This is a genomic window from Methylobacterium sp. 275MFSha3.1 (genome assembly GCF_900108435.1).
Lineage (GTDB): Bacteria > Pseudomonadota > Alphaproteobacteria > Rhizobiales > Beijerinckiaceae > Methylobacterium.
In genome coordinates this window covers 1-21,173 of record NZ_FNWP01000029.1, presented here as the reverse complement: position 1 = coordinate 21,173, position 21,173 = coordinate 1, and the positions used below count along the sequence as shown (strand labels likewise).

Sequence of the window (21,173 nt, the reverse complement as noted above, 5' to 3'; positions counted from 1 at the left end):
GTCGGGACGGCGCGAATTATTCGAACAGGATCGCGCCGCGGAAGCCAAGCTCGCGATGGGGGATTTGGAATGGCCGATGCGTCCAAGACGCGCGTTGCTATCGAGCAAGCGTCTGAGAACGAACGAGCCAGGATCTATCGGAAGATCAGCCTCCGGCTGATCCCGATGATTTTCCTATGCTATGTCCTGAACTACATCGACCGTGTAAACGTCAGCTTCGCCAAGTTGACGTTCCAGAGTGACATCGGCCTGTCGGACGCGAGTTACGGCTTCGGCGTCGGCATCTTCTACGTCGGGTACATCCTCTTCGAGGTGCCGAGCAATCTTCTCCTTGGCCGCATTGGCGCGCGGAAGACGCTGACACGTATCATGTGTCTGTGGGGCCTCGTGTCCTGCTCGATGGCGTTTGTGACGAGCCCGGCGACCTTCTACCTGGCTAGGATCCTACTCGGTGCGGCCGAAGCTGGCTTCTTCCCGGGCATCGTCCTCTACCTCACCTTCTGGTTCCCCCATCGCCTGCGCGGGCGGGTGATGTCGCTGTTCGTCCTCGCCATTGCGGTGTCGGGCATCGTAGGCGGACCAGCCTCCGGTTGGATCATCCAGCACCTCGCTGGCGCGGCCGGCTTCAAGGGCTGGCAATGGCTGTTTCTCGTAGAGGGGGCGCTGCCGGTACTCGTCGGAGTCGGCGCGTTCTTTGTGCTGAGTGACCGACCCGCGGATGCCGCCTGGCTGACGCCACGGGAGAAGGCGATCGTGGCGGCCGATCTCTCATCCGGGACCTTCGAACAGGGACCCGCGCCCGCGAGGGCCTTCCTGTCGGCCCTGCGAAATCCGAAGCTGTGGATCGCGACCTTCGGATATTTCTCCATCACCTGGGCGGGGACCGTTCTGAACTTCTGGGCGCCGACGATTATCCAGCGATCGGGCGTAGCCGACGTGTTCAGCGTCGGGCTCTTGTCGGCGATCCCCTATTCCGTGGGTGCCGTCGGCATGCTCCTGCTGTGCCGTAGTTCGGACCGGCGGCTCGAGCGGCGGTGGCATTTCGCCCTATCCGCCTTCCTGGCCGCGACGGCCGCCCTCGCCATCTCCCTCGTCGCGCAGAACGTTGCGGCGGCCATCGCCTGCCTGGCCCTGCTCGCCATCGGCTATCTGTCGGCGACCGCCCTGTTCTGGACCATACCGGTGCGCTTCCTGACCGAAGCCGAAGCCGTGGGAAGTCTCGCCTTCATCAGCAGCATGGGGCAGGTCGGAAGCCTGGCGGCGCCAATCGCGTTCGGATTTTTCACGAGCCTGACGGGCGGTCTCGCCGTCTCGACGGGTCTCGTCGCTTTCGTCCTTGCCACCGGCGGAATGGCTATTCTCTCCCTCCGCAACCCGCGTTTGGTTGAAAGACCTCTGTCATCAAAGCCAATAAACACGGGCTGCGACTTCGGCACGCGGTCGTGACATCGCTCCTGTCGCTAGTGTCCAATTCCACAGCGGGCATGCTCTGAAGCGGATCGGCCGCTTACGGCCAGACTACGTCTCGCCGGATCGTCGGGGCGCGTAGGACCGACCGTTTCGCTTCGCGCTCAACCCGGCCATTCGGGGTACACCGCCGTGTTCTCCGAAGCGGACGCTCCGGCAGCGCCACGCGTAAGACGGTGGATCGCGCGCACCTGCTCTCGATTGTCGAGAAGATCCAGGCCAGGAAGGCCGCCCCGCTGATCCGCGCTGAGGCCGTCGCGGCGGATGCGTCTTCATTCGGGCCTGCCTGAACAAGGTGGAGAATCAACTCGAACGCGTCCGCGCCGAGGCGTTCTGGGACCGCGTCATGCAGGAAGTCGCCCAACATCGGCTACGGTATCGCCTTCGGGCGCGCGATAGTCGCTCTCCCGAGGAGCGACCTGGCGCAGGTCAGCCCATCGCATTGCGGAGTTCGCCTACGTGGATGTCGTCGAGATCCATCGCTCGCCGTGGCGGACCATCGGCCTCTTCCTGGCCTCCGTCGGTTTCGCGGCCTTCGCCGGCTGGCTGATCTATGCGCACCCGACAATCGGGCGCACGGCCGTAACGCCCGGAAGCTTCGCCGAGTTCGAGGCCTATGCCGGCGTCGCGTTCTTCGGCCTCTGCACGGTGCTGATCTTCCCCAAGCTGTTCCAGTCGAAACCGGTGGTGTCCGTCGGGCCGCGTGGGATCTACGATCGCAGGCTGTCGACCGACTGGATCCCCTGGGAGACGATCCGCAGCGTGACCCCGATGCAAATCCAGCGGCAGCGCATGCTGGTGCTGGAGATCGACCCGACGGCCGACGCGCATCTGTCCTGGACGAAGGGGGCGCGCCGCAGGGCCAAACTGAATCGGGTCTTCGGGCGGTCCGGGTACTGGATGACGGCGGCCGATCTGCGCGGCGGCTTCCCGGCATTGGCCGAGGCGGTGTCCGCGGCCCGGCGCAACGCGTAGCCTGGGGTCCGCCGGCTATTCCATCGCCGCCCGGTCGCTCATCCGGGAACTGACCCGGTGATCGCGGCTCTCCAGCCCGGCTGTCGACGAAATCACGACGTCGGACAGGCCGAGCCACGAGGCCATCAATCGCAACTCCGCGAGTATCCGCTCCATCGTAGCCGCCGGCGCACCCGGCTCTTGATGCGCGCGCAGGACGATCAGCGCCCCGGCCCGTCGATCCGCCTTCAGGTCGACCCTGGCTACCAGCGCGCCGTCCATGAGGAACGGCAGCACGTAGTAGCCGTGCTCGCGCTTGTGGGCGGGCGTGTAGATCTCGAGGCGGTACCGGAATCCGAAGAGGCGCTCCGTCCGTGGCCGGTGCCAGACGAGCGGGTCGAACGGCGACAGGAGGGCCGCGCCGCGGTGACGGCGGCCGGGCCGGGCATCCCTGTGCAGGTACGCCTGCTGCTGCCATCCGCGGACGGTCACGGGAATGAGCACGCCCTCCTCGACGAGCTGCTCGATGGGCAGGCGCGCCTCGGTCGGCGAAAGGCGGTAGTAGTCGCGCAGGTCGTTCGCGGTCGCCACGCCGAGCGCCTCCGCGGATCGCGCGACGAGTTCGCGCCGGGCGTCCACCGGAGCCGGGGTCGGTCGGGCGAGGACGGAGCGGGGCAGCACCCGTTCGGGCAGGTCGTACACGCGCTCGAAGCTGCCCCTCCGATGCGTCGACGCCACGAGTCCCGCCCAAAAGAGCCATTCGAGCGCGTGCTTGGCATCGCTCCAGACCCACATGCCCTTGGACGCCTTCGGGCCCGAGACGTCGGAGGCAGCCAGCGGGCCCTCCTGCCCGATCCGGGCGAGCATGGCGTCCGCCTCCGCGCGCCGCTCGCCCGCGAACGCCTTGAGCTGGTTCCATACGCCGTGGCCCTGGCGGGCGCGGTCCATGCGCCAGCGCAGCAGAGGCTGGAGATCGATCGGCAGGAGGGACGCCTCGTGACCCCAGTACTCGAAGAAGCGCTTCGAGCCTGCGACAGCCAGGGCGTCGAGGGCGCCGCGGTCGTAGGGCCCCAGGCGCGAGAACAGCGGCATGTAGTGGGCGCGGACGAGGACGTTCACGCTGTCGATCTGGAGCAGGCCCAGGCGGCCTATCTGCCGACGCATCCGCGAGACGGCGATCCCGTCCGACAGCGGGCGCATGCCGAGGCCCTGGGCCGTCAGCGCGATGCGGCGCGCTTCGGTAATCGACAGTTCCAGCTTCGATCCAGCCATGGGATGGGCGGGGAGGCGGGCGTCACGATCCTACGGCCGCAGGTGCTGACCTTCGGAGGATACCCTCCACCGTCATCTGCTCAGCGGATCGTGTGGCTGGCGGCCTCGACGGTGGCTGGCCGGGACGGCTTGTTGAACACCGTCTGGCAGCCCGGACTCAGGCGCGCCCTGTTCCGGACCATGCAGGCCGTGATCCGGTCACGGTCCGGGATCTCGCTCAGGCAGAGCTTGAATGCGTCTCCTCGGCACAGGCGCGCCGCCTCGGCATCGTCGGCCCTGGCGGGCGTGCCGACGAAGGGCGTCGATGCGACGACGACGGCGGACAGACAGACGATTGCTTTCATGGTGCCGAGGTGCCCGATCTGGATCCTTCCGAAGGGCGGGCGTCCGATGGGCCAAACGGCATCTGCGCTCGCCGATCCCACAACAGGATCCGGAACCTCGGGTTCCGCCCGGGGATGCCGCCCCATGCGCCCGGCACAGGCGCACCATTCGTGGGCAGGGCCAGCGGCCCGTTCTACCGGTCGCCGCGGCCGTCGATCCGGTCCTGAAGACCAGTCGCGACATAGACGAAGGCGCCGAGCAGGGCGACGGCCGCGGGCGTCGCAAACAGGAGCCACGTGTAGTCGTGCGGGCTCATCGCAGCTCCTTCGCACCCAGGGGGAGGGGCGTGCCCGCCCATGGATGGACCCGAACGGCGGGAAGCGATAGCCGGCCGGGCCTCAGGCTAGGCTTCCCGGCTACCTCGTGGCGCAGCGCTTCAGGGTGAACGGCTCGCCGGCCTTGAAGCCGCGTGCGATCGACGCGATCATCGTGCCGCCGGCGACCGAGAGCGTCCATCGCGCCTTCCTGGCCGAAGGACCGCCGCCGCAGACCTCGTCGAGCTTCCATCCGAAGCTGCCGGCCGTACCGCTGCCAAGAAAAAACGCCCCCGACGTTTCTGACGAGGGCGCGAGGTGCGTTGAGGACGACCCACGCGTCAGGTCACTGGTATAATGCATGCCAGAGCGAGAGATGCAACTCCCGAGTCCCGGCCACCCAGCTTGCGATCCGCGCTGGGGCCACAACGGCTGCCTCGATCCAGATTGCAGTCGGGATGGCGTACAACACTCGGCCGACGACACGCGAGAGTGCATGACATCGCTGCTGCAGATCTCATCGACCGACACCAGTCCGATCCTGGCCCTCAACAACGCGCACGCGGCCGAGCTCTCCCTGCTCGACGAGGAAGGTCTCTCCGAGCTCGTGGCGGGGAGCTTCCACGCACGCCGGATTGGCCGCAACGACGCTTTCCTGATCGCCCTCGATGAGCGGCATCCGACCTATGCGAGCCCGAACTATCTATGGTTCCGCAGACGCTACCCGCGCTTCGTGTACGTCGACCGGGTCGTGGTCGCCGGCATTGCCAGCGGCCTCGGCCATGCGCGGCGGCTCTACGAGGATCTCTTCCGGAAGGCCCGCGAGGCCGGTCACGACCTGATCGTGTGCGAAGTCAACTCGATGCCCCCCAACCCGGGCTCGGACGCCTTCCACGCCCGGCTCGGTTTCGAGGAGGTCGGCGCAGCCACCATTCACGGCGGGGCCAAGACCGTCCGCTATCTCGCTCTTCGCCTGCCCGGCCCGCGCTGACCGCGCACGAGCCGACGGCAAGTCCATACAGACAGGCCAGTCAGGTTCGTCGACGCCCGCGCTTGCCGGCTGCCTCCAGAGGCCGCGCGGCACGCTCGAAGCCGGCCCAGGGATCCTTGCCGAGCGCCGCCAAGCGACCGGGCAGGGTGGCGACGTCGAAGCGCGATCCGGAACCGAGGGACGGGAGTTCGTCCCAGCCGACCGGCACCGAGACCGGCGCTCCCGCGCGGGCGCGGGTCGAGAAGGTCGCAACCGCGGTCGCACCACGCTGGTTGCGCAGATAGTCGATATAGATGCGGCCGTCCCTGGACTTCTTTGACACGGTCGCGACGTAGCGGTCGGGCGCGTTCTTGGCCATCTCGGAGGCGAGCCCCTTCGAGAACGCCTTCGCCTCATCCCACCCACCCTTCGGTTCGACCGGGACGACGACATGCAGTCCCTTACCTCCGGTCGTCTTGACGAAGGCGCCGAACCCCGAGATCCGCAGACGCTCGCGGACCTCGAGCGCGCCGGCGACGAGGTCGGTCCAGCCCACGCCGTCCCCGGGATCCAGATCGAAGACCAAGCGGTCCGGCCGATCCGGGTCCGCGGCCGTCGCGCCCCAGGGATGGATCTCGAGGACGCTCGCCTGGACCAGGGCGCGCAGGCCATCCGGGTCGCCGATCACGACCGCCTTCCCGGTCCCGCCTTCGAGGACGCGGAGAAGGCGTTCGTCGATCCCGGACCAGCCGTGCTTCTGGTAGAAGCACGAGCCGAGGCCAGCCGGGCACCGGACGAGCGACAGAGGCCGGTCGATCACGTGCGGCAGGATGCGGTCGGCGATCTCGGCATAGTACCCGGCCAAGCCCTCCTTCGTCAGGCCGACGTCCGGCCAAAGCACGCGATCTGGATGCGTGAGCGTCACGGTCGACTCCGCGGTTCTCCGCTTCGGCGCCCGTGAGCGCGCCGGCGCCGCCTTCCGGACGACCTCGTCGGGCGCCACGCCGGTCCGGATGGTCTTGAACGACGCATGCCGCAGTTGACCGTCGGCGGTCCATCCGCGGAACGTCACCTCGCAGACGAGACGAGGCTCCACCCATCGTGCATTGCGGCGCGCCAGGGGCGGCAGTTCGGCGTCGAACGGCGGCGCTGGGATCCGCAGGGACTCCAGTTTCACCCAGAGCTCGCGCGCGACCGCGTCGCCGAACCCCGTACCCACCCGTCCCACGTGGACGAGGGTGCCATCCTGGTGTGTTCCCAGGATCAACGAGCCGACGGATTTCGGGGCCGTGCCTGAGGGCATGAAGCCCGCGACGACGAACTCCTGGGAGCCGGTGCATTTCACCTTGCGCCAGAGATCGCTTCGTCCGGAGCGGTAGGCCGCGTCGGCCCGCTTGGCGACGATGCCTTCGAGCCCGAGGCGGCAGGCATGGCGGGCCATGGCCGCACCGTCGTCGATGAAATGCTCACTGAACCGGATCCGGTCGGCGGACCCCGCATCGTCCAGGCTCTGCAGCAGCAGAGCCTTGCGCTCGGTCAGGGGGAGGGCGCGGATGTCCTTGCCGTCGATGTAGAGCAAGTCGAAGGCGTAGAAGAGCGCCGCGCCCGTGTCGCCGTCGGCGAGGGCCTGCTGAAGCGCCGCGAAGCTCGAGATGCCGCTCGCGTTATCGACGACGATCTCGCCGTCGATCAGGGCGGAGGGCAGCTTCAGCTTCTGCAGGGCCTTCGCGATCGGCTCGAACTTCGCCGTCCAGTCGAGGCCGGATCGCGTCGACAGCTTCACGGCACTTCCGTCGATGCGCGCCTGCATGCGGTAGCCGTCGTGCTTAATCTCGTACAGCCAGCCCTCTCCGGTCGGCGCCGCGTCGACGAGGACCGCCAAGGCCGGCTCGACGAAGGGCGGCAGCACGGCCTTGCGGGCGCGCGGGGACCGGGCCGAGGCGGTCTTCGTCACGCGCGTCAAGGCGACTTTCGCACGTGCCGCGTGGTCGGGTCTGATCTCGCCGCCGGCGGCGAGATCGCGGTTGGTCCGGCCCGACAGGACCGACGCATCGTGCTCGACGAGGATGTCGCCCTCGCGGCGGGCATGCTCGTCCTCGGCCTTCATCAGCAGCCACGGCTGCCTCTTCTCGCCGCCGCGACCCTTCATGCGCACGAGATGCCAACGGCCGCCGAGCCGCTCTCCGTGCAGAACGAACTCGAGGTGGCCCTTCTCGAGACCGGCGGCCGCATCGCCGACCGGTTCCCAGGAGCCGATGTCCCAGACGATCATGGTTCCGCCGCCGTACTGGCCCTTCGGGATCGCCCCTTCCCAGCGCAGGTAGTCGAGGGGGTGGTCCTCGGTGCGGACGGAGAGCCGCTTCTCGGCCGGCGATAGGCTCGGCCCGCGGGTGACGGCCCAGCTCTTGAGCACCCCGTCCATCTCCAGCCGCAGATCGTAGTGCAGGCGTCGGGCGTCGTGCTTCTGGACGACGAAGCGCGCCTTGGCGGCCTTCCGGCCACGGCGCCCACGAGGCTCGGGCGAGGCCTCGAAGTCCCGCTTCTCGCGGTACGGCTTGAGGAGCTCGGACATGACTTCCGGCAAACCGCCGCGGCCGATCGCCGGTTCCGGGATGCCGCTTCGAATGCGGGGGCAGACAAGATCTCGCAAGTTATCCACAGGGCAAACTGTGCAGGAACGAGTCGAGAGCGACTCTCGTTGAGTCGCCGAGTTCGTGGTCGGCATCGCATCGACTCATCACCGGCGACGAATACTTGTGCGAGTTCTGGAGGCTGCGGTGGCATCTCGAGCCAATTGGAAGGGGCATCTGCGTCTTTCGCTGGTCTCCTGCTCAGTCGGACTGTATCCGGCGATCAGCTCGTCGAGTGATCTGAAGTGCCACACGATCAATCGCGAGACCGGCAACCGCGTGAAGCAGCTGCTGGTCGACTCCGTGACCGGCGAGAGCGTCGACCGCGACGATCAGGTAAAGGGCTGCGAGGTCGCCAAGGACGAGCTCGTCCCTGTCGAGGACGAGGAGCTCAGCGAGATCGCGCTGGAAAGCACGCACACGATCAACATCGAGGCGTTCTGCAGGCGCGAGGAGGTCGACGAGCGCTACCTCGACAAGCCCTACTACCTCGCGGCCGAGGACAAGGTCTCGCGCGAGGCGTTCGCCGTCATCCGGGATGCGATGAGGAAGAAGGGTATGGCGGGCCTGGGCCGGATCGTCATCTACAAGCGGGAGCGCATCGTCCTGATCGAGCCCTACGGCAAAGGCCTGCTGGCGACCCTGCTGCGGTACCAGGACGAGATCCGGTCGCCCACCGCCTACTTCGAGGACATGCCGGACGGCAATCCGACCGACGAGATGCGGTCCCTGGCTGAGGAGCTGATCGCCCGGTCGACGAGGAAGTTCGATCCGTCGAAGTTCGAGGACCGCTACGAGGAAGCGCTGATCGCGCTGGTCAAGGGCAAGGCGAAGAAGCCCGAGAAGGGCAAGGGTCGATCGAAGGCGGCGGCACCGAGCTCCAGCAACGTCGTGAACCTGATGGAGGCCCTCAGGCGCAGCATCGACTCCGAGAAGGGTGGATCCTCCGCTCAGCCGGCCGCTGCCCGGAAGAAGGTGGGTTCGAAGCGGTCGCGGCTAAATTCGAACCGCGGCGCGGGCAAGGCGACGTCCTCGAAGCCGCGGAAGGCCGCGTGATGGCCGCTCGTCCGCTCCGGCCTCCGGCCCTGGCCCTCTCCCGTAGCGCCGCACGGCGGCGACGGGCGTGCCGAATGCTCGAGAGACTCGGCTACGACCCGCTCGGGTTCTCCTCCAACAAGGATGCGGAGGCGTGGCTGGAGGAGGACACGCCGGAAGCCGCGATCGTAGACGATCCCTGCGATAGAGAACTGGAAGGCCTATTCAGCGTCCTCAAGGCGCGGAACGTCGATCTGATCGCCCTGGATGGCCCGCCGCCGCAGCCTTCCAGGGCGTGAGGCTGGAAATTCCGGTCACGACATGGCGACATGACCGAGCCGGGTCTTGGCGAACTGAGGCTGACCGAAGCGGGCCTTCGGTATCAGGTAGTTGACGAGAGCGGCGACGAGATCACAAGGGACGAGTTCCTTGTGCTTCTCGAGTATGAATTCGGCATAGTTTGCGTTGCCGGACACGCCGCAGGCGAGGCAATATCGAACCACGGCCTCGGTCGAGCGTCCTTGAAGCGATAGATACGTGTCGATATTTTTCACGAACACGGTATCCGCAAACACCGTCCGACCTCTGGCCATGTGATCCCTGTGCCGGGTCGCGTACCGCCAATTCTCATTGGTCAGATGCAGCACCTCGAAATCTTGTCCGCGCATGTAGGCGACGGTCTCGTCGAAGTGCGGCTCCCCCTCGTAGGCCGGCATGAAACGGAGCTCGGCCTGTACGACGGCGGCCCCGGCGATGTGCTGCCGGGCGTCGCGCAGGACCAAGCCGTCTATGCCCTCCAGATCGCTCTTGAAATAGTCGAGACCTGAGACCCCGATTTCATCGAGGGCATCCGACATGCGCTTGGCTTTGACCTTGTGAACCGCTTTGACCCGTGCCAGATCCCGGAGGCCGAACGCCTCGAGGATCTCCTGCTTGTCCTCCAGCAGTGAGGACGCGTAGATGAAGTGCTTCTCGCGGAATTCATAGTCTCCCGCGGTAGGAGCAATGACACAGTTGATAGGCGAGTACCGACCGAATTTCGATCTGTTGGAGCCTACAGACAGAGCGTCGAGCGATATGAAGTGGATCGCGCTAGCGATCTCGGATGGGACGCGCACGATCGCCTCGCCCGAGGATCCGAAATCCGCCATGTTGAGAAAACCGTCGAGGCACGCCGTTATTGTCCGCGCATCCTTCTTGGCGTCATCACTTATCGCTTCGACACGATCGGCGAATTCCTCGACGGAAAAGCTCCGCAGAAGGGCCGAGCACGTGCCGAGGAGGTCGCTGTCGAATGGATTCTCTAGGACTATTGCCGAGATGTAGTTGACCGCGTTCGGCAGGTCGCCTTGTTGGAAGCTGACGACCGAAAGTCCGATCAAGGCTCGAGGGTTTTTGTCTTCTACCTTGAGTATCGCCTCCAGAAGATTTCTGGCTTCTTGGTGCCGTCCCGCTTGGATATCGGCGTTGGCTCGATCGAGAGCTTCATCGACGGACATCTCGGCCATTCTATTGCGCCCACGCTGGAGATTGCAGGTGGCTTATGCAAGCGCGCGAAGGGTCCTTGGCGCAGCCTGGCAAGACACCGCGACAGTGACCTGAGGCATGGTCCGCCACATCTGTCTTAAGGGTTAACGCTTGCTTATGCCGGTTGGCCGCTCGAGCCGCCGGGATGGAACCGGAGGCTCTCGGTCAAGGCCGGGACATCTGCTTATGAGTGACGCGTTTCGCTCCGTTCCTTTCCGATCCGGATCGATTGAAGGCCGTCCGCATCTCTGGTCGGCCTTTTCCGAAGCGATTGTTCCGCTTTCGGCCAGCATCTGCCACCACGACGCGCCCATCTGAACGTCCAAAATGGGTGGCTTCAAGATGGTCCGCTTCGGGGATGCAAACCGGCGGAAGCGGACACCCTGAAACTGCTATCGGGACGCTAGACCTGCTGCATCCCGCCGTCGACGCACAGTTCGGCCCCCGCGACGAAGCTCGCCTCGTCGCTCAGTAGGAACAGCGTGGCCGCTGCCACCTCCTCGGGACGCGCCATGCGGCCGAGCGGGATCGGCGCGATGAGTGCGGCCCGCCCGTCCTCAGATACGCTCGCCATCATGGCGGTATCGGTCGGACCGGGGGCCACCACGTTCACGCGGATGCCGTGTGGGGCCAGTTCCGCCGTCCATGTGCGCGCGTAGGAGCGCAGCGCTGCCTTCGTCGCGGCGTAGGTCCCGTAGGGCGTCACGCCCATGACGTCGGCAATCGACCCCATCAGCACGACGGCCCCACCCCGCCCCATTGCGCCCAGAGCCGCTTGCAACCCGAAGACAGCCCCACGGACGTTGACCGCAAAATGCCGGTCGAAATGCTCGGGCGTCCCGTCGCGCAGGGTCGCGGGTTCCGAGATGCCCGCGTTGAGGACCAGCGCGTCGATCCGGCCATGCATCTCCCGCACCGTCGCCACGACGCGGTGCAGATCCTCCTGTTGGGCTGCGTCCGCGACGAGGCCCTGCGCACCGCGCCCGATCCTCGCAGCGGCTGCGTCGACCTCGTCGGCGCGCCGCCCGGTGAAGACGACCGACGCGCCTTCGACCGCCAGCCGCTCGGCGATCGCAAGGCCGATGCCTTTCGCCCCGCCGATCACCAGCGCAACCTTGTCTTGCATGCGAGCCATCGGGGCATCCCTTCATCTGCGATGGCGCAGCAGATACACAGCGTGTATCTGCTATCAAGAACGCACTTAAGGTAGCCTAGATATGGCCGACGATACCGACTTCGATGCCGCGTCCGCTTGCGCGCTCGCCAACATGGCGCAGGTCCGCCCGGTGCTGGACAAGATCGCCGACAAGTGGACGATCCTGATCCTCACGGTGCTTTGTCCGCGGCCTTCACGGTTCAACGCGATCAAACGGCGGCTCGACGGCATCACGCACAAGGCGCTGGCGGACGCGCTGAAGCGGCTGGAGCGCAATGGTTTGGTGACCCGGACGGTGCTGCCGACCGCACCCATCGGCGTCGAGTATGCGATCACCCCGCTCGGCCATTCACTACGCGAGCCCTTTGAGGCGCTCTGCGCGTGGGCACTCAACAACGGTGCGGCGATTGATGCGGCCAACCGCGAACATGACAGCATCAAAATGAAGCGGTGAAAACGCGTCCGCTTTCGGATCGCCGGATGCCGGGACCGAACATCTAGTAGTCCAAATCTCACGCTTGGTACCCATACGCACATGTCGGCTCAGGGTGGGAAACGGCCCGACTGCTTTGAGCGTGGGATATATCGAAAGCTGCCGTTAGCGATCCGGGGCGCTTTCTCGAAAATGATGGTGTTTCGAGAAAGTCGGTGAATGGCCGCCTGCAGCATTGCGGTCGGTGCTTATCCCTCGGCGGCCAACATCGTCAGCCGTTCACGCAGCCAGCGTTGTGCCGGATGGTTGGTCGTCCGGTCATGCCAGACACTCGCGATGGTAAAGCCAGGAATGGTGAGCGGCGGATCTAGCACCTGCACCCGATCCGACCAGCCATCGGCGATCCGCCGTGGGACCAAAGCAATCATGTCGGACCGTGACACGACCTCCGGCACGATCAGGAACCCCGACGTGGACAGGGCTACGGTGCGGCGGCGGCCGACGGCCTCTAGTGCCGCATCGGTAGGTCCCGAGAACCCGCCGCCTTGGGGAGACACCACAACGTGCTCCAAAGTACAGAACACGTCCATGCTGACATATCCCTGTACGGTCGGGTGTCCCTGCCGGGCGATCACCGTGTAATCCTCACAATAGAGCTGACGCTGGCGCATGGCCGCCGGTGCATGGTCTGAAGATGCCAAGGCCAGGTCGACCTCGCCGCGCTCCAACTGCGTGGCGAGCGCCAGCACGTCCAGGGCACGCCAGGCGATGCGGACCCTGGGCGCCTCGGTCCTGAGCGCGACCGAGAAGCGGGTGAGCAGCGCATACTGCTGGTAGTCGGTCGCGGCGATCACCAGGGTGGCCTGCATAGTCGCCGGGTCGAACGGTGCTCCATCTGCCACGACCCTGCGGACACCCTCCAGTGCTTCATGCAACGGTTGTCGAAGCTCGACGGCGCGCTGGGTCAGGACCATTCCGCGCTGTGCCGGAATGAGGAGGGGATCGCCGAAAGCCTCGCGAAGCCGCGCCAACCGGGCGGACAAGGCGGGTTGGCTCAGATTCAGGCGCCGGGCGGCACGCGTGACGTTCCTTTCCGCCAGCAGGGCTTCGAGCGTGACGAGCAGGCCGAGATCGAGGTTCTTGGTATCCATGCGCTCGATAACAACAGGCAGAAGGTTTGATTTCAACACTGCGACGCGCCGCGCGATATGCCGAGCGGGCTTCAGTTCCGGGAGCCTCCATCGACGACGCGGATAGCAGTTTGCCGGAAGCCCTCGCCCTCCAACCGCATCGCCCCTCCTCGATCGCGTTCCCGCTGCTCGCGGCCATCCTGTTCCTGTTCTTCGTGTCGAGCAGCGTGCCGTCGCCCTTGTTTGTCGTGTTCCAGGAGCGTTGGGGTTTCTCACCGGGCATGCTGACGGTCGCGTTCAGCATTTACTCCCTGGTGCTGCTAGTGACGCTGCTCGTGGCCGGGTCGCTCTCCGACCACCTGGGACGGAAGCCGGTGATCGTTGCGGCGCTGGTCATCCAGGTCGTGTCCATAGCGCTTTTTCTGACGGCAGACGGCATCGGCGGATTGCTGGCCGCCCGGATCGCCCAGGGCATATCCATGGGCGTGGTCAACGGCGCCCTGTCGGCCGCGGTGATCGAGGCGGCGCCGCCGGCCCGCAGAGCCCTTGGCAGCCTGTTTACCAGCATCTCGCCGCTCGCGGGGCTGGCGACGGGCGCCTTCGTTACCGGCGCGCTGCTCGGCGTGACGGACAAGGCGGAGATCTGGGCGTTCGGCTTGCTCGGGGGGCTGTTCTGCCTGGGTGCGTCGATTGTTCTGCTTATTCCCGAGACGGCAAGCCCGGTGCCCGGCCTGCTTCGTTCCATGGTGCCGAGCGTGCATGTTGCCCGTTCGGCGCGCGACGGCTTCACGCGCGGGCTGCCGTTGCTCCTGTCGATCTGGGCGCTGGGCGGCTTCGTCAGCGCGCTTGGGCCGTCGCTGTTGCGCACTGTCTTCGGCGTCAGTAGCGGATTGCTGAACGGCGCCACCGTCGCCGTGCTGTGTGGCGCTGGCGCCGTGTCGCCGCTGATGATGCGCGGGCTGCCGCCCGGGCGCATGGCCGTCGTGGGCATGGCGGCGGTGACGGCCGGGGTTGGCCTCTTGCTCGTGTCGATCGGCACTGGAGCGTTGGCGCTGTTCTTCGTCGGCGGTGCGGTCGCCGGCGCCGGGCTAGGCGCATCGTTCAGCGGCCTTATCCAATCGCTCGTGCCGCTCACCCCTGTGCACGAGCGTGCCGAACTCTTCGCGGCGATCTTTCTGGTCACCTACCTGTCCTTGAGCGTCCCGCCCATCGCCGCCGGCTTCGCCGTTCCGCTGACCGGCTTCCTGGGCACGACCCAGGCTTATCTCGGCGCCGTCCTGATCGTCTCGGCGATCGCGACCGTCCTGCAATGGCTGCCCTCGCGCAGCCGAGGAGCACCCGCATGAAGGCTATCCAGGCACATCCGCAGCAAGGGCTCGACGGCTTTGCTCGGGAGGTCGTGGTGGCGCCAGCCACGTCCTTCACGCGCGCGCCGGTCGGCTGGAGCCACGCCGCTGCGGCGACCCTGACCACGGCCGGGGTGACCGCTTGGCGCGCCCTGGTGGTCAACGGCGGTCTCAAAGTCGGGGACAGCGTGCTGGTGCTCGGCACGGGCGGCGTGTCGATCTTCGCGTTGCAGATCGCGCGAGCCATGGGGGCCACGGTGATCGCGACCTCCTCCTCCGACGAGAAGCTGGAGCGGCTTCGCACGATGGGCGCTGCCCACGGCATCAACTACCGTCAGAACCGAGAATGGGGCGAACGGGTGCGGGAGCTGACGGGCGGCACCGGCGTGGATCATGTCGTGGAGGTCGGCGGCCCGGGCACCCTGACGCAATCGATCAAGGCCGCGCGCGTGGGCGGCCACATCTCGCTGATCGGCGTGCTGACCGGGCGGGCGGGCGCCGTGCCGACGGCCATGCTCATGGCCCGGCAGCAGCGCCTCCAGGGTCTCATCGTCGGCAGCCGACGTCATCAGACTGACCTGATCCGCGGCATCGACGCCGTCCGCGGACATCCGGTGATCGACCGCTCCTTCCCGCTCGCCGAACTCGCCGATGCCTTCCGGCTCCAGGAGACTGGGGGCCACTTCGGCAAGATCGTCGTCGAGTTTTGATCAACGCATCCAGCAGGAGCATTGAACCATGAAGGTTCTTCTCGTATTCGCCCACCCGGAACGCCATTCCCTGAACGGCGCGCTGCGCGACGTCGCCGTGGCCGAGTTGGAAGCGCAGGGGCATGAGGTCCGCGTCAGCGACCTCTACGCTGAGGGATGGAAGGCGAGCGTTGACCGCGCGGACTTCCCCGAGATGGTGGAAGGCGAGCGGCTCCGGGTGGCCGAAGCGTCAGGTCGGGCGTTCACCGCCGGGGCGCTGACGGAGGACGTGAAGGCCGAGCAGGAAAAGCTGCTCTGGGCCGATATGCTAATTCTGCAGTTCCCGTTGTGGTGGTACCACATGCCGGCCATTCTCAAGGGGTGGGTGGACCGGGTCTACGCGTTCGGGTTCGCCTACGGCGTCGGCGAACGGAGCGACACGCATTGGGGCGACCGCTTCGGCGAAGGCACGCTGGCCGGCAAGCGCGCGATGCTGATCGTCACGGTCGGCGGGTGGGCGACGCACTACGCCCCGCGCGGCGTAAACGGTCCAATCGAGGACATCCTGTTCCCAATCAATCACGGCATCCTTTACTATCCCGGCTACACCGTCCTGCCGTCCTTCGTGGCCTACCGCGTGGACCGGATGGACGAGGCCGGCTTTCAGCGGGTGGCAGATCAGTTGAAGGAAAGAATGCGGACCATCGAAATCACTGCGCCCATCCCCTACAGGATGCAGAACGGTGGCGACTACCAGGTTCCCAGCCTGGAGTTGCGGCCAGAACTGGGCGACCCTGGCGTGTCCGGCTTCGCCTTGCACGTGGATCAGAGCCGAGCAGGGTAATTCATCCTGCAGATCCTAAAGGCATCCTTCCATGCGCTGGGCCTGAGCGGTGCGCAAACTCGCCCGGCGTTGCCTTCCGAAAACGACGATGTTTCGGGAAAGAACGTCAGCCCTGCTCGGCAGGATCAGTCTGCACAGCATCGGCGAAACGACGCATCAACCGAGTGAGGTCCGCGACATCCCGTTCTGAACAATTGCCGGAAATCGCCCGCGCCATGGCGTTGCGCGCCAAGTAGCAAAGCCCGCTGAACACGTCGCGCATGCTGTGCTCGCGCTCAGCGGCCGCCGTGGGCAGGAGCGTCAGGTAAGGCGCGATCAGCGTCCGCTCTTCATCGTTGATGTCAGATGGGTAGGCGCGACGGGCGGTCATCCAGCCAAGACTGGCGCACCCTCAGGTTCGCGATACCCTCTAGGACCGCTTTCAGGAAATCCGGACGGCTCTCTGGACGACTGCAACGGGTCGATAGGGTACCGTCCGCCTTTTCGACACCATTCCTTCGAAGCGGAGTAGCCGCATTAGGCTATGCCCGGAAATGCCGCCACAGCAGCAACCAAGCCGTCCAGTTGGTCGTGTTTATGCTCAGCATTCAACAAGTTTATGCGCTGATGTGCTTCGATATGCGGTCGCCATCATTCCTGGCGGGGGGCGCGCGATAAAAGGTACCCTTGCCCTGCTTTTTGGCGGCATACAGGGCGCGATCCGCGCTAGCGAGGAGCGCCTGGCTGTCGGAGGCATCTAGATCCCGTTCTGCAATCCCGACGCTCACCCCGATCCGGACCAACGTGCCTTGGCTGAGGTCATAGGGCAGCCCCACAGCCGAGATGATCATGCTGGCTATCACCTCAGCGGATGCAGCTCGGGGCCCTGACAACAGTACGGCAAACTCGTCGCCGCCAATACGGGCAACAATGTCGGTGGCCATGACTACGTCCTTCAGCCGGCGCGCCACCAGCTGCAAAAGGAGGTCGCCAGCAGCGTGGCCGTAGGTGTCGTTCACGCTCTTGAAGCCGTCCAGGTCAAGGTAGAGCAGTGTGACCGCATGCTCTTCCTCACCCTCCGTACCCTCGAGTGCGGATCCCAGGGCTTGATTGAGGAAGGTGCGGTTGGGCAGCCCGGTGAGCCCGCAGTGAAAGGCTTGATGGCGCAGCGCCAGCTCGGCACGCAGCAGCGCTACATAGTCGGTGTGCAAGCGCCGGTTCACGGCCGCGACAGCCACGAGGTAGAGCGGCGCCAGCCCGCAGAGGGCCAGGAGCCAGGGTTGGCCGCTCAGTACCGCGCCGATCGTGAAAGGCACAACCACGCTGATCATCTGGACCACGGTCATCCGCGGTGCACCAGGATTGCGGGCTGCTAGACCTCCCACAAATCCCGTTGTCGCAAGGCAGGCGAACGGCACCAGCACCGGATCGGCCGAGGCCATACATAAGCCAACCCCGCAGCCGATCTGGGCGCACCACAGCATGGAGCTGAGTACGTAAAGGTCCGTAAGCGGGAACCCGCCGTCTGATGGTTGAGCCGGGCCGCGAAGGGCGCGCCTCATCACCAACATGCTGATGAGGCGCACGAAGGTGAGTGCCAGGTCGGCGCACAGCCAAGAGAGCATCATCAGCGTGGGAACACGCAGGACGGCGAGACTAGCCAGCGCGGCACCGACGACGGCAGCCACGCAAAGGGGGGCAGTCCCCACGACAAGGCGCCTCCGCAAGACCCGGAGTACGTCCGGAGGAACCTGCAGTGGCGAGGTGGTCAGCCAGGAAACGAAGCGCCAAGCTGGTGGAGGCGGGGCATTGTGGGCGAACGCCATGGCCAATCAGCGCATGGCAAGGCTTGAGCCCCGGTTAAGAGATCAAGCAAAACGAGTCCTGTCGACGCTACTACGAACGTCTTGGCGGAAAGGTCGTTAAGTAAAGCATGCATGACGCGCCCGGCGGAGCCGCGCCGCCCGCTTTGCGCCTCCATTGACCGGAGCTGGCCTCGGCGTTCAGCCTCGCAGAGGCTCGCTGACTATCCCGAGCCGACCTTGAACCGCGTTCTGTCTATGACCGCTTTCGAGAAATGCGGACGGCTGTGGCTGCGGCCGGAATGGGTCGGTAGCGGGTCGGCCGCTCAGGGTGGATTGCAGCCAGTCCGCTTAAGAGCAGAAAGGCGTCGAAGCGGACGTAGCTGCCCCACCCTTCCTGACCCAATGTTGGCCTTTGAAGCGTCAGCTTTCAGGCTGCTGACAGCAGCCCGTCAACAGCCGACCTCCTGAGTCTATGCTTTAGCCCACCAGCGCGTGCAGGTTCTGGTCGATGTTCGACACGCCTTCCGAGGCGACCTGCATGGCCGCCGAGATCTCGCGCGTCGCCGCGGCCTGTTGCTCGACCGCCGAGGTGACGCCCGAGACCGCTTCGCGCACCGAGGTGATCGAGCGAGCGATGCCGCCAAGCGATGACACCACGTCTCCTGCAATGCCTTGCATCGACTGAATGTCTTGGGCGATCCGGCTCGTCGCCCGGGTGACCTGGGTTGACAAGCTCTTCACCTCGCCGGCGACCACCGCGAACCCGCGACCCGCTTCCCCGGCGCGCGCCGCCTCGATCGTGGCGTTCAGAGCCAGCAGGTTGATCTGCTCACCGACGCCCTGGATTAGCTGAACAACGCCGTTCATCGAGGCGGTCGCCGCATTCAGCTGCTCGGTCGACTGATCGGCTGCTTGGGCGCGCTCGTGGATGGCATCCACCTCCGCGCGCGAGTGAACGAGGTTCTGCGAGATCTCACCGAGCGAGGCACTCAGCTCCTCAGCTGCGGCAGCCGCGTTCTGCACGCTCGACAGGGTCTGCCCCGCGGCTCCGCTGGCGCTGATCTGAGCGGCCATCTTGGCCGTGATGTCGGTGGCGTACTTCACGACCTTGAACGGCCGGCCGTTCATGTCGAGGATCGGGTTGTAGCTCGCCTGGATCCAGACCTCCCGGCCGCCTTTAGCCACGCGCTTGAACACGTCGGACCGGTACGCGCCCGCCCGCAGGCTCTCCCAGAATTGCCGGTATTCAAGCGTCTCGGCGTAGCCCGGAGCGACGAACATGCGGTGGTGCCGACCCTGGATCTCATCCAGACGGTATCCGATCGCGGCGAGGAAGTTCTCGTTGGCATCGAGTACGGTCCCGTTAAGGTCGAAATGGATCACGCCCTGCGAGCGGTTGATCGCGGCGACCTGGCCCAGGATGTCGGCCATGTGCAGCTTCTCGGCCGTGACGTCGTTCGCGAACTCGACCACCTTGAACGGCTTGCCCTCCGCGTCGAGGATCGGGTTGTAGATCGCCTGCAGCCAGACCTCGCGTCCGCCCTTGGCGAAGCGCTTGAACTCCGCCCGCTGAAACTCACCCTGCGCCAGCGCCTCCCAGAAGGTGCGATAGGCGGCGCTCTGGCGCTCGGCCGGATCGACGAACAGACTGTGATGCTGGCCGACGATCTCGTTCAGCGTGTAACCGACGATGTCGAGAAAGTTCTGGTTGGCATCGCGGATGATCCCGTCGAGATCGAACTCCATGACCGCACGCGAGCGGTCGAGGGCAGCGAATTTGCCCTGGAGGTCGAGGGTCCGACGCTTCTGGTCCGTGATGTCGCTCGCGAATTTGATCACCTTACTGGTTCTGCCAGCCCGATCGAGCACCGGATTGTAAGTCGCCTGCAACCAGATCTCGCGCCCGCCCTTTGCGACGCGCTTGAACTCGGCCGCCTTGAATTCGCCACGGGCGAGGGCGGCCCAGAACTCGCGGTAAGTTGCACCCTCCCGTTCCGTCGGATCGACAAACATGCCGTGGTGCCCGCCCTGGATCTCGGCGAGCGAGTAGCCGACCGTGCTCAGGAAGTTGCGGTTCGCTGTCAGGATCGTGCCATCGAGCGCGAACTCGATGACCGCTTGCGAGCGGTCGAGCGCGTCGAGCTTGGCGGACGTATCTCGGCTGGAGAGAAAGAGCATTGCGAGCCTCCAGGCTGGGTCCAGTCGGAGCCTTTCCGCTGACGCCCTTGACGCATCAGACGCGTCTTTGCACAGATTGATTGCACGCAACTGACTAACGCATAGTTGCTGGCTATAGGCTGCCAGAAAGCGAAGTCTCGCGCTTGGTAGCCATGTGGAAGGGTTGCCTGCAGTCCCGTGCCAAGGTTTATGGACGGCCGCTTTCGAGACGCGCCGACGGCTGTTGGGACGGCCGGCATGGGTCGGTAGCGGGCCGTCCGGTCGGGGTGGATTTACGCTGGTCCGCTTATGAGTGGCGTTGGCGCCGAACCTGACATGGCTGCCACGGCGGCTTGCCCAGGTAGTTGAACGACTTGGGCTAGCAGTAGGGCCTGCTGCCGCCCAAGATGGCTCGGCGGTATCCTTCGGGGTGGATGGGCTTTCCAATCGGATCCGAGATCCGCACGTCAGTGTGGCCCGCGGCCATCCAAGAACGGGCAAGGACGACTGCGCTCGCTGCCCTCACGCGGGTCTGCTGGATGACACCTTCGCGCGTCTTGGCAGTGACGACGTATAGCGATGACTGAGGTTGAGACATGAGACGCGTTCCATAGCTTGTCAGGCGGGAGCACGATGGCCTCTCTGCCGCTGGCGCCCGATGTCGTGGCCAGTGATCAACCCAGCGTACCCCCTATTCTGGCGCGCTCAACCCAAGGTGCGAAATCTCTTTTAAGCCGCCTTGAACCAAAGTCACTGGACGGCCGCTTTGGCGAAGCGACGACGGCAATACGGGCGGCTGGGTTGGGTCGATATGTACCGCCTGCGGATTGTGAGACACCGACCTGAAGCCTACGCGGCGATGGCCGCGGGTGGAAGCTGCGCGGCGCGGATATCGGCCGGTGGCCGGAACCCGTGTCGCTCGATCAGCCACGTCTCATTGTAGAGATCCCGGAACGCCAGCAGCGCGTGTCGCAGATCCTCGACCGTCTCGAAGTGCTCGACCCACAACAGGTTCTCCTTGAGGGTGCGGATGAAGCGCTCGGCGCAGCCATTCCCCTCCGGGGCGCGCACGAAGGCGGGCGAGCTCGCGATGCCCAGGAACGCGAGCTCCGCCTGGAAGGCGTCCGCCATGTACTGGCTG

Annotated in this window: 20 protein-coding genes and 1 pseudogene; 9 read left to right on the top strand and 12 right to left on the bottom strand. The window is 65.7% G+C overall.

Annotated features, from left to right (window positions below; all coding sequences use genetic code 11):
- Nucleotides 1-69 precede the first annotated feature (69 nt).
- Together BLW78_RS26305 and BLW78_RS31865 are read left to right on the top strand one after the other, a co-directional pair.
- Entirely contained in the window at nucleotides 70-1,446 is a 1,377-nt protein-coding gene (locus BLW78_RS26305; protein WP_091683064.1) for an MFS transporter, read from the top strand.
- Nucleotides 1,447-1,926: 480 nt separating this feature from the next.
- A complete protein-coding gene (locus BLW78_RS31865) occupies nucleotides 1,927-2,442 on the top strand; it encodes an STM3941 family protein (protein WP_020096260.1) in 516 nt (171 codons plus the stop codon).
- Between the two features lie 15 nt (nucleotides 2,443-2,457).
- Here the strand turns inward: BLW78_RS31865 and BLW78_RS26295 are convergent, their stop codons facing one another.
- The 4 genes from BLW78_RS26295 to BLW78_RS31085 form a co-directional block, all read right to left on the bottom strand.
- Nucleotides 2,458-3,693 carry a winged helix-turn-helix domain-containing protein gene (locus tag BLW78_RS26295; protein WP_020096261.1) on the bottom strand — a complete coding sequence of 412 codons (1,236 nt, stop codon included), beginning with the start codon at nucleotides 3,691-3,693 and terminating at the stop codon, nucleotides 2,458-2,460.
- Nucleotides 3,694-3,773: 80 nt separating this feature from the next.
- Nucleotides 3,774-4,118: a hypothetical protein gene (locus BLW78_RS26290; protein ID WP_244527062.1), complete on the bottom strand. Its 345-nt coding sequence runs from the start codon at nucleotides 4,116-4,118 to the stop codon at nucleotides 3,774-3,776.
- A 92-nt stretch (nucleotides 4,119-4,210) separates the two neighbouring features.
- Nucleotides 4,211-4,333 carry a hypothetical protein gene (locus BLW78_RS32095; protein WP_280142486.1) on the bottom strand — a complete coding sequence of 41 codons (123 nt, stop codon included), beginning with the start codon at nucleotides 4,331-4,333 and terminating at the stop codon, nucleotides 4,211-4,213.
- A gap of 100 nt (nucleotides 4,334-4,433) precedes the next feature.
- Nucleotides 4,434-4,694 (bottom strand): hypothetical protein, encoded by a 261-nt coding sequence (locus BLW78_RS31085; RefSeq protein ID WP_139307751.1) that lies wholly within the window; start codon nucleotides 4,692-4,694, stop codon nucleotides 4,434-4,436.
- A 133-nt stretch (nucleotides 4,695-4,827) separates the two neighbouring features.
- Here BLW78_RS31085 and BLW78_RS26285 point away from each other — a divergent pair, with 133 nt between their 5' ends.
- Nucleotides 4,828-5,322 carry a GNAT family N-acetyltransferase gene (locus BLW78_RS26285; protein WP_091683062.1) on the top strand — a complete coding sequence of 165 codons (495 nt, stop codon included), beginning with the start codon at nucleotides 4,828-4,830 and terminating at the stop codon, nucleotides 5,320-5,322.
- 40 nt (nucleotides 5,323-5,362) lie between these two features.
- Here the strand turns inward: BLW78_RS26285 and ligD are convergent, their stop codons facing one another.
- Entirely contained in the window at nucleotides 5,363-7,873 is a 2,511-nt protein-coding gene (gene ligD, locus BLW78_RS26280) for a DNA ligase D (protein ID WP_091683060.1), read from the bottom strand.
- Between the two features lie 142 nt (nucleotides 7,874-8,015).
- On the opposite strand from ligD, the gene BLW78_RS26275 reads away from it, so the two are divergent.
- Nucleotides 8,016-8,987 carry a non-homologous end joining protein Ku gene (locus tag BLW78_RS26275; protein WP_244527061.1) on the top strand — a complete coding sequence of 324 codons (972 nt, stop codon included), beginning with the start codon at nucleotides 8,016-8,018 and terminating at the stop codon, nucleotides 8,985-8,987.
- 74 nt (nucleotides 8,988-9,061) lie between these two features.
- Nucleotides 9,062-9,265: a hypothetical protein gene (locus BLW78_RS26270; protein WP_020096268.1), complete on the top strand. Its 204-nt coding sequence runs from the start codon at nucleotides 9,062-9,064 to the stop codon at nucleotides 9,263-9,265.
- A 15-nt stretch (nucleotides 9,266-9,280) separates the two neighbouring features.
- Here BLW78_RS26270 and BLW78_RS26265 read toward each other — a convergent pair whose 3' ends face one another.
- Together BLW78_RS26265 and BLW78_RS26260 are read right to left on the bottom strand one after the other, a co-directional pair.
- On the bottom strand, nucleotides 9,281-10,474 hold the full coding sequence (locus BLW78_RS26265) for a tetratricopeptide repeat protein (RefSeq protein WP_081636586.1): 1,194 nt from the start codon (nucleotides 10,472-10,474) through the stop codon (nucleotides 9,281-9,283).
- A gap of 422 nt (nucleotides 10,475-10,896) precedes the next feature.
- On the bottom strand, nucleotides 10,897-11,628 hold the full coding sequence (locus BLW78_RS26260) for an SDR family NAD(P)-dependent oxidoreductase (protein WP_091683057.1): 732 nt from the start codon (nucleotides 11,626-11,628) through the stop codon (nucleotides 10,897-10,899).
- Between the two features lie 82 nt (nucleotides 11,629-11,710).
- On the opposite strand from BLW78_RS26260, the gene BLW78_RS26255 reads away from it, so the two are divergent.
- Entirely contained in the window at nucleotides 11,711-12,103 is a 393-nt protein-coding gene (locus BLW78_RS26255; RefSeq protein ID WP_091683056.1) for a winged helix-turn-helix transcriptional regulator, read from the top strand.
- 227 nt (nucleotides 12,104-12,330) lie between these two features.
- On the opposite strand, the gene BLW78_RS26250 is transcribed toward BLW78_RS26255, so the two are convergent.
- Complete coding sequence (locus BLW78_RS26250) at nucleotides 12,331-13,233, bottom strand: LysR family transcriptional regulator (protein ID WP_091683054.1); 903 nt, start codon at nucleotides 13,231-13,233, stop codon at nucleotides 12,331-12,333.
- A 110-nt stretch (nucleotides 13,234-13,343) separates the two neighbouring features.
- Between BLW78_RS26250 and BLW78_RS26245 the strand changes: the two genes are divergently transcribed.
- The 3 genes and pseudogenes from BLW78_RS26245 to BLW78_RS26235 all read left to right on the top strand — a co-directional run bounded on the left by BLW78_RS26245 (nucleotide 13,344) and on the right by BLW78_RS26235 (nucleotide 16,091).
- Nucleotides 13,344-14,558: an MFS transporter gene (locus BLW78_RS26245; RefSeq protein ID WP_091683052.1), complete on the top strand. Its 1,215-nt coding sequence runs from the start codon at nucleotides 13,344-13,346 to the stop codon at nucleotides 14,556-14,558.
- Nucleotides 14,559-14,584: 26 nt separating this feature from the next.
- Nucleotides 14,585-15,268 (top strand): annotated as a pseudogene (locus BLW78_RS26240) (NAD(P)-dependent alcohol dehydrogenase); the annotation flags it as partial.
- 28 nt (nucleotides 15,269-15,296) lie between these two features.
- Complete coding sequence (locus tag BLW78_RS26235) at nucleotides 15,297-16,091, top strand: NAD(P)H-dependent oxidoreductase (RefSeq protein ID WP_091683049.1); 795 nt, start codon at nucleotides 15,297-15,299, stop codon at nucleotides 16,089-16,091.
- 106 nt (nucleotides 16,092-16,197) lie between these two features.
- Here the strand turns inward: BLW78_RS26235 and BLW78_RS26230 are convergent, their stop codons facing one another.
- The 4 genes from BLW78_RS26230 to BLW78_RS26210 all read right to left on the bottom strand — a co-directional run.
- The gene (locus BLW78_RS26230; RefSeq protein ID WP_020096469.1) at nucleotides 16,198-16,461 is read right to left on the bottom strand and encodes a hypothetical protein; all 264 of its coding nucleotides are present in this window, start codon (nucleotides 16,459-16,461) and stop codon (nucleotides 16,198-16,200) included.
- A gap of 226 nt (nucleotides 16,462-16,687) precedes the next feature.
- The gene (locus tag BLW78_RS26225; protein ID WP_170855254.1) at nucleotides 16,688-17,758 is read right to left on the bottom strand and encodes a GGDEF domain-containing protein; all 1,071 of its coding nucleotides are present in this window, start codon (nucleotides 17,756-17,758) and stop codon (nucleotides 16,688-16,690) included.
- A 594-nt stretch (nucleotides 17,759-18,352) separates the two neighbouring features.
- Nucleotides 18,353-20,053: a methyl-accepting chemotaxis protein gene (locus BLW78_RS26220; RefSeq protein ID WP_091683046.1), complete on the bottom strand. Its 1,701-nt coding sequence runs from the start codon at nucleotides 20,051-20,053 to the stop codon at nucleotides 18,353-18,355.
- A gap of 828 nt (nucleotides 20,054-20,881) precedes the next feature.
- Nucleotides 20,882-21,173 (bottom strand): integrase core domain-containing protein (locus tag BLW78_RS26210; protein ID WP_139307750.1); only part of this gene is annotated, 292 nt, incomplete at its 5' end.

What these genes read in the sequence shown, in the direction of transcription:
- BLW78_RS26260 (WP_091683057.1), bottom strand. Translation starts at nt 11,628, where the DNA reads ATGGCTCGCATGCAAGACAAGGTTGCGCTGGTGATCGGCGGGGCGAAA.
- BLW78_RS26235 (WP_091683049.1), top strand. Translation starts at nt 15,297, where the DNA reads ATGAAGGTTCTTCTCGTATTCGCCCACCCGGAACGCCATTCCCTGAAC.
- ligD (WP_091683060.1), bottom strand. Translation starts at nt 7,873, where the DNA reads ATGTCCGAGCTCCTCAAGCCGTACCGCGAGAAGCGGGACTTCGAGGCC.
- BLW78_RS26230 (WP_020096469.1), bottom strand. Translation starts at nt 16,461, where the DNA reads ATGACCGCCCGTCGCGCCTACCCATCTGACATCAACGATGAAGAGCGG.
- BLW78_RS32095 (WP_280142486.1), bottom strand. Translation starts at nt 4,333, where the DNA reads ATGAGCCCGCACGACTACACGTGGCTCCTGTTTGCGACGCCCGCGGCC.
- BLW78_RS26255 (WP_091683056.1), top strand. Translation starts at nt 11,711, where the DNA reads ATGGCCGACGATACCGACTTCGATGCCGCGTCCGCTTGCGCGCTCGCC.
- BLW78_RS26250 (WP_091683054.1), bottom strand. Translation starts at nt 13,233, where the DNA reads ATGGATACCAAGAACCTCGATCTCGGCCTGCTCGTCACGCTCGAAGCC.
- BLW78_RS31085 (WP_139307751.1), bottom strand. Translation starts at nt 4,694, where the DNA reads ATGCATTATACCAGTGACCTGACGCGTGGGTCGTCCTCAACGCACCTC.
- BLW78_RS26285 (WP_091683062.1), top strand. Translation starts at nt 4,828, where the DNA reads ATGACATCGCTGCTGCAGATCTCATCGACCGACACCAGTCCGATCCTG.
- BLW78_RS26220 (WP_091683046.1), bottom strand. Translation starts at nt 20,053, where the DNA reads ATGCTCTTTCTCTCCAGCCGAGATACGTCCGCCAAGCTCGACGCGCTC.
- BLW78_RS26305 (WP_091683064.1), top strand. Translation starts at nt 70, where the DNA reads ATGGCCGATGCGTCCAAGACGCGCGTTGCTATCGAGCAAGCGTCTGAG.
- BLW78_RS26295 (WP_020096261.1), bottom strand. Translation starts at nt 3,693, where the DNA reads ATGGCTGGATCGAAGCTGGAACTGTCGATTACCGAAGCGCGCCGCATC.
- BLW78_RS26265 (WP_081636586.1), bottom strand. Translation starts at nt 10,474, where the DNA reads ATGGCCGAGATGTCCGTCGATGAAGCTCTCGATCGAGCCAACGCCGAT.
- BLW78_RS26270 (WP_020096268.1), top strand. Translation starts at nt 9,062, where the DNA reads ATGCTCGAGAGACTCGGCTACGACCCGCTCGGGTTCTCCTCCAACAAG.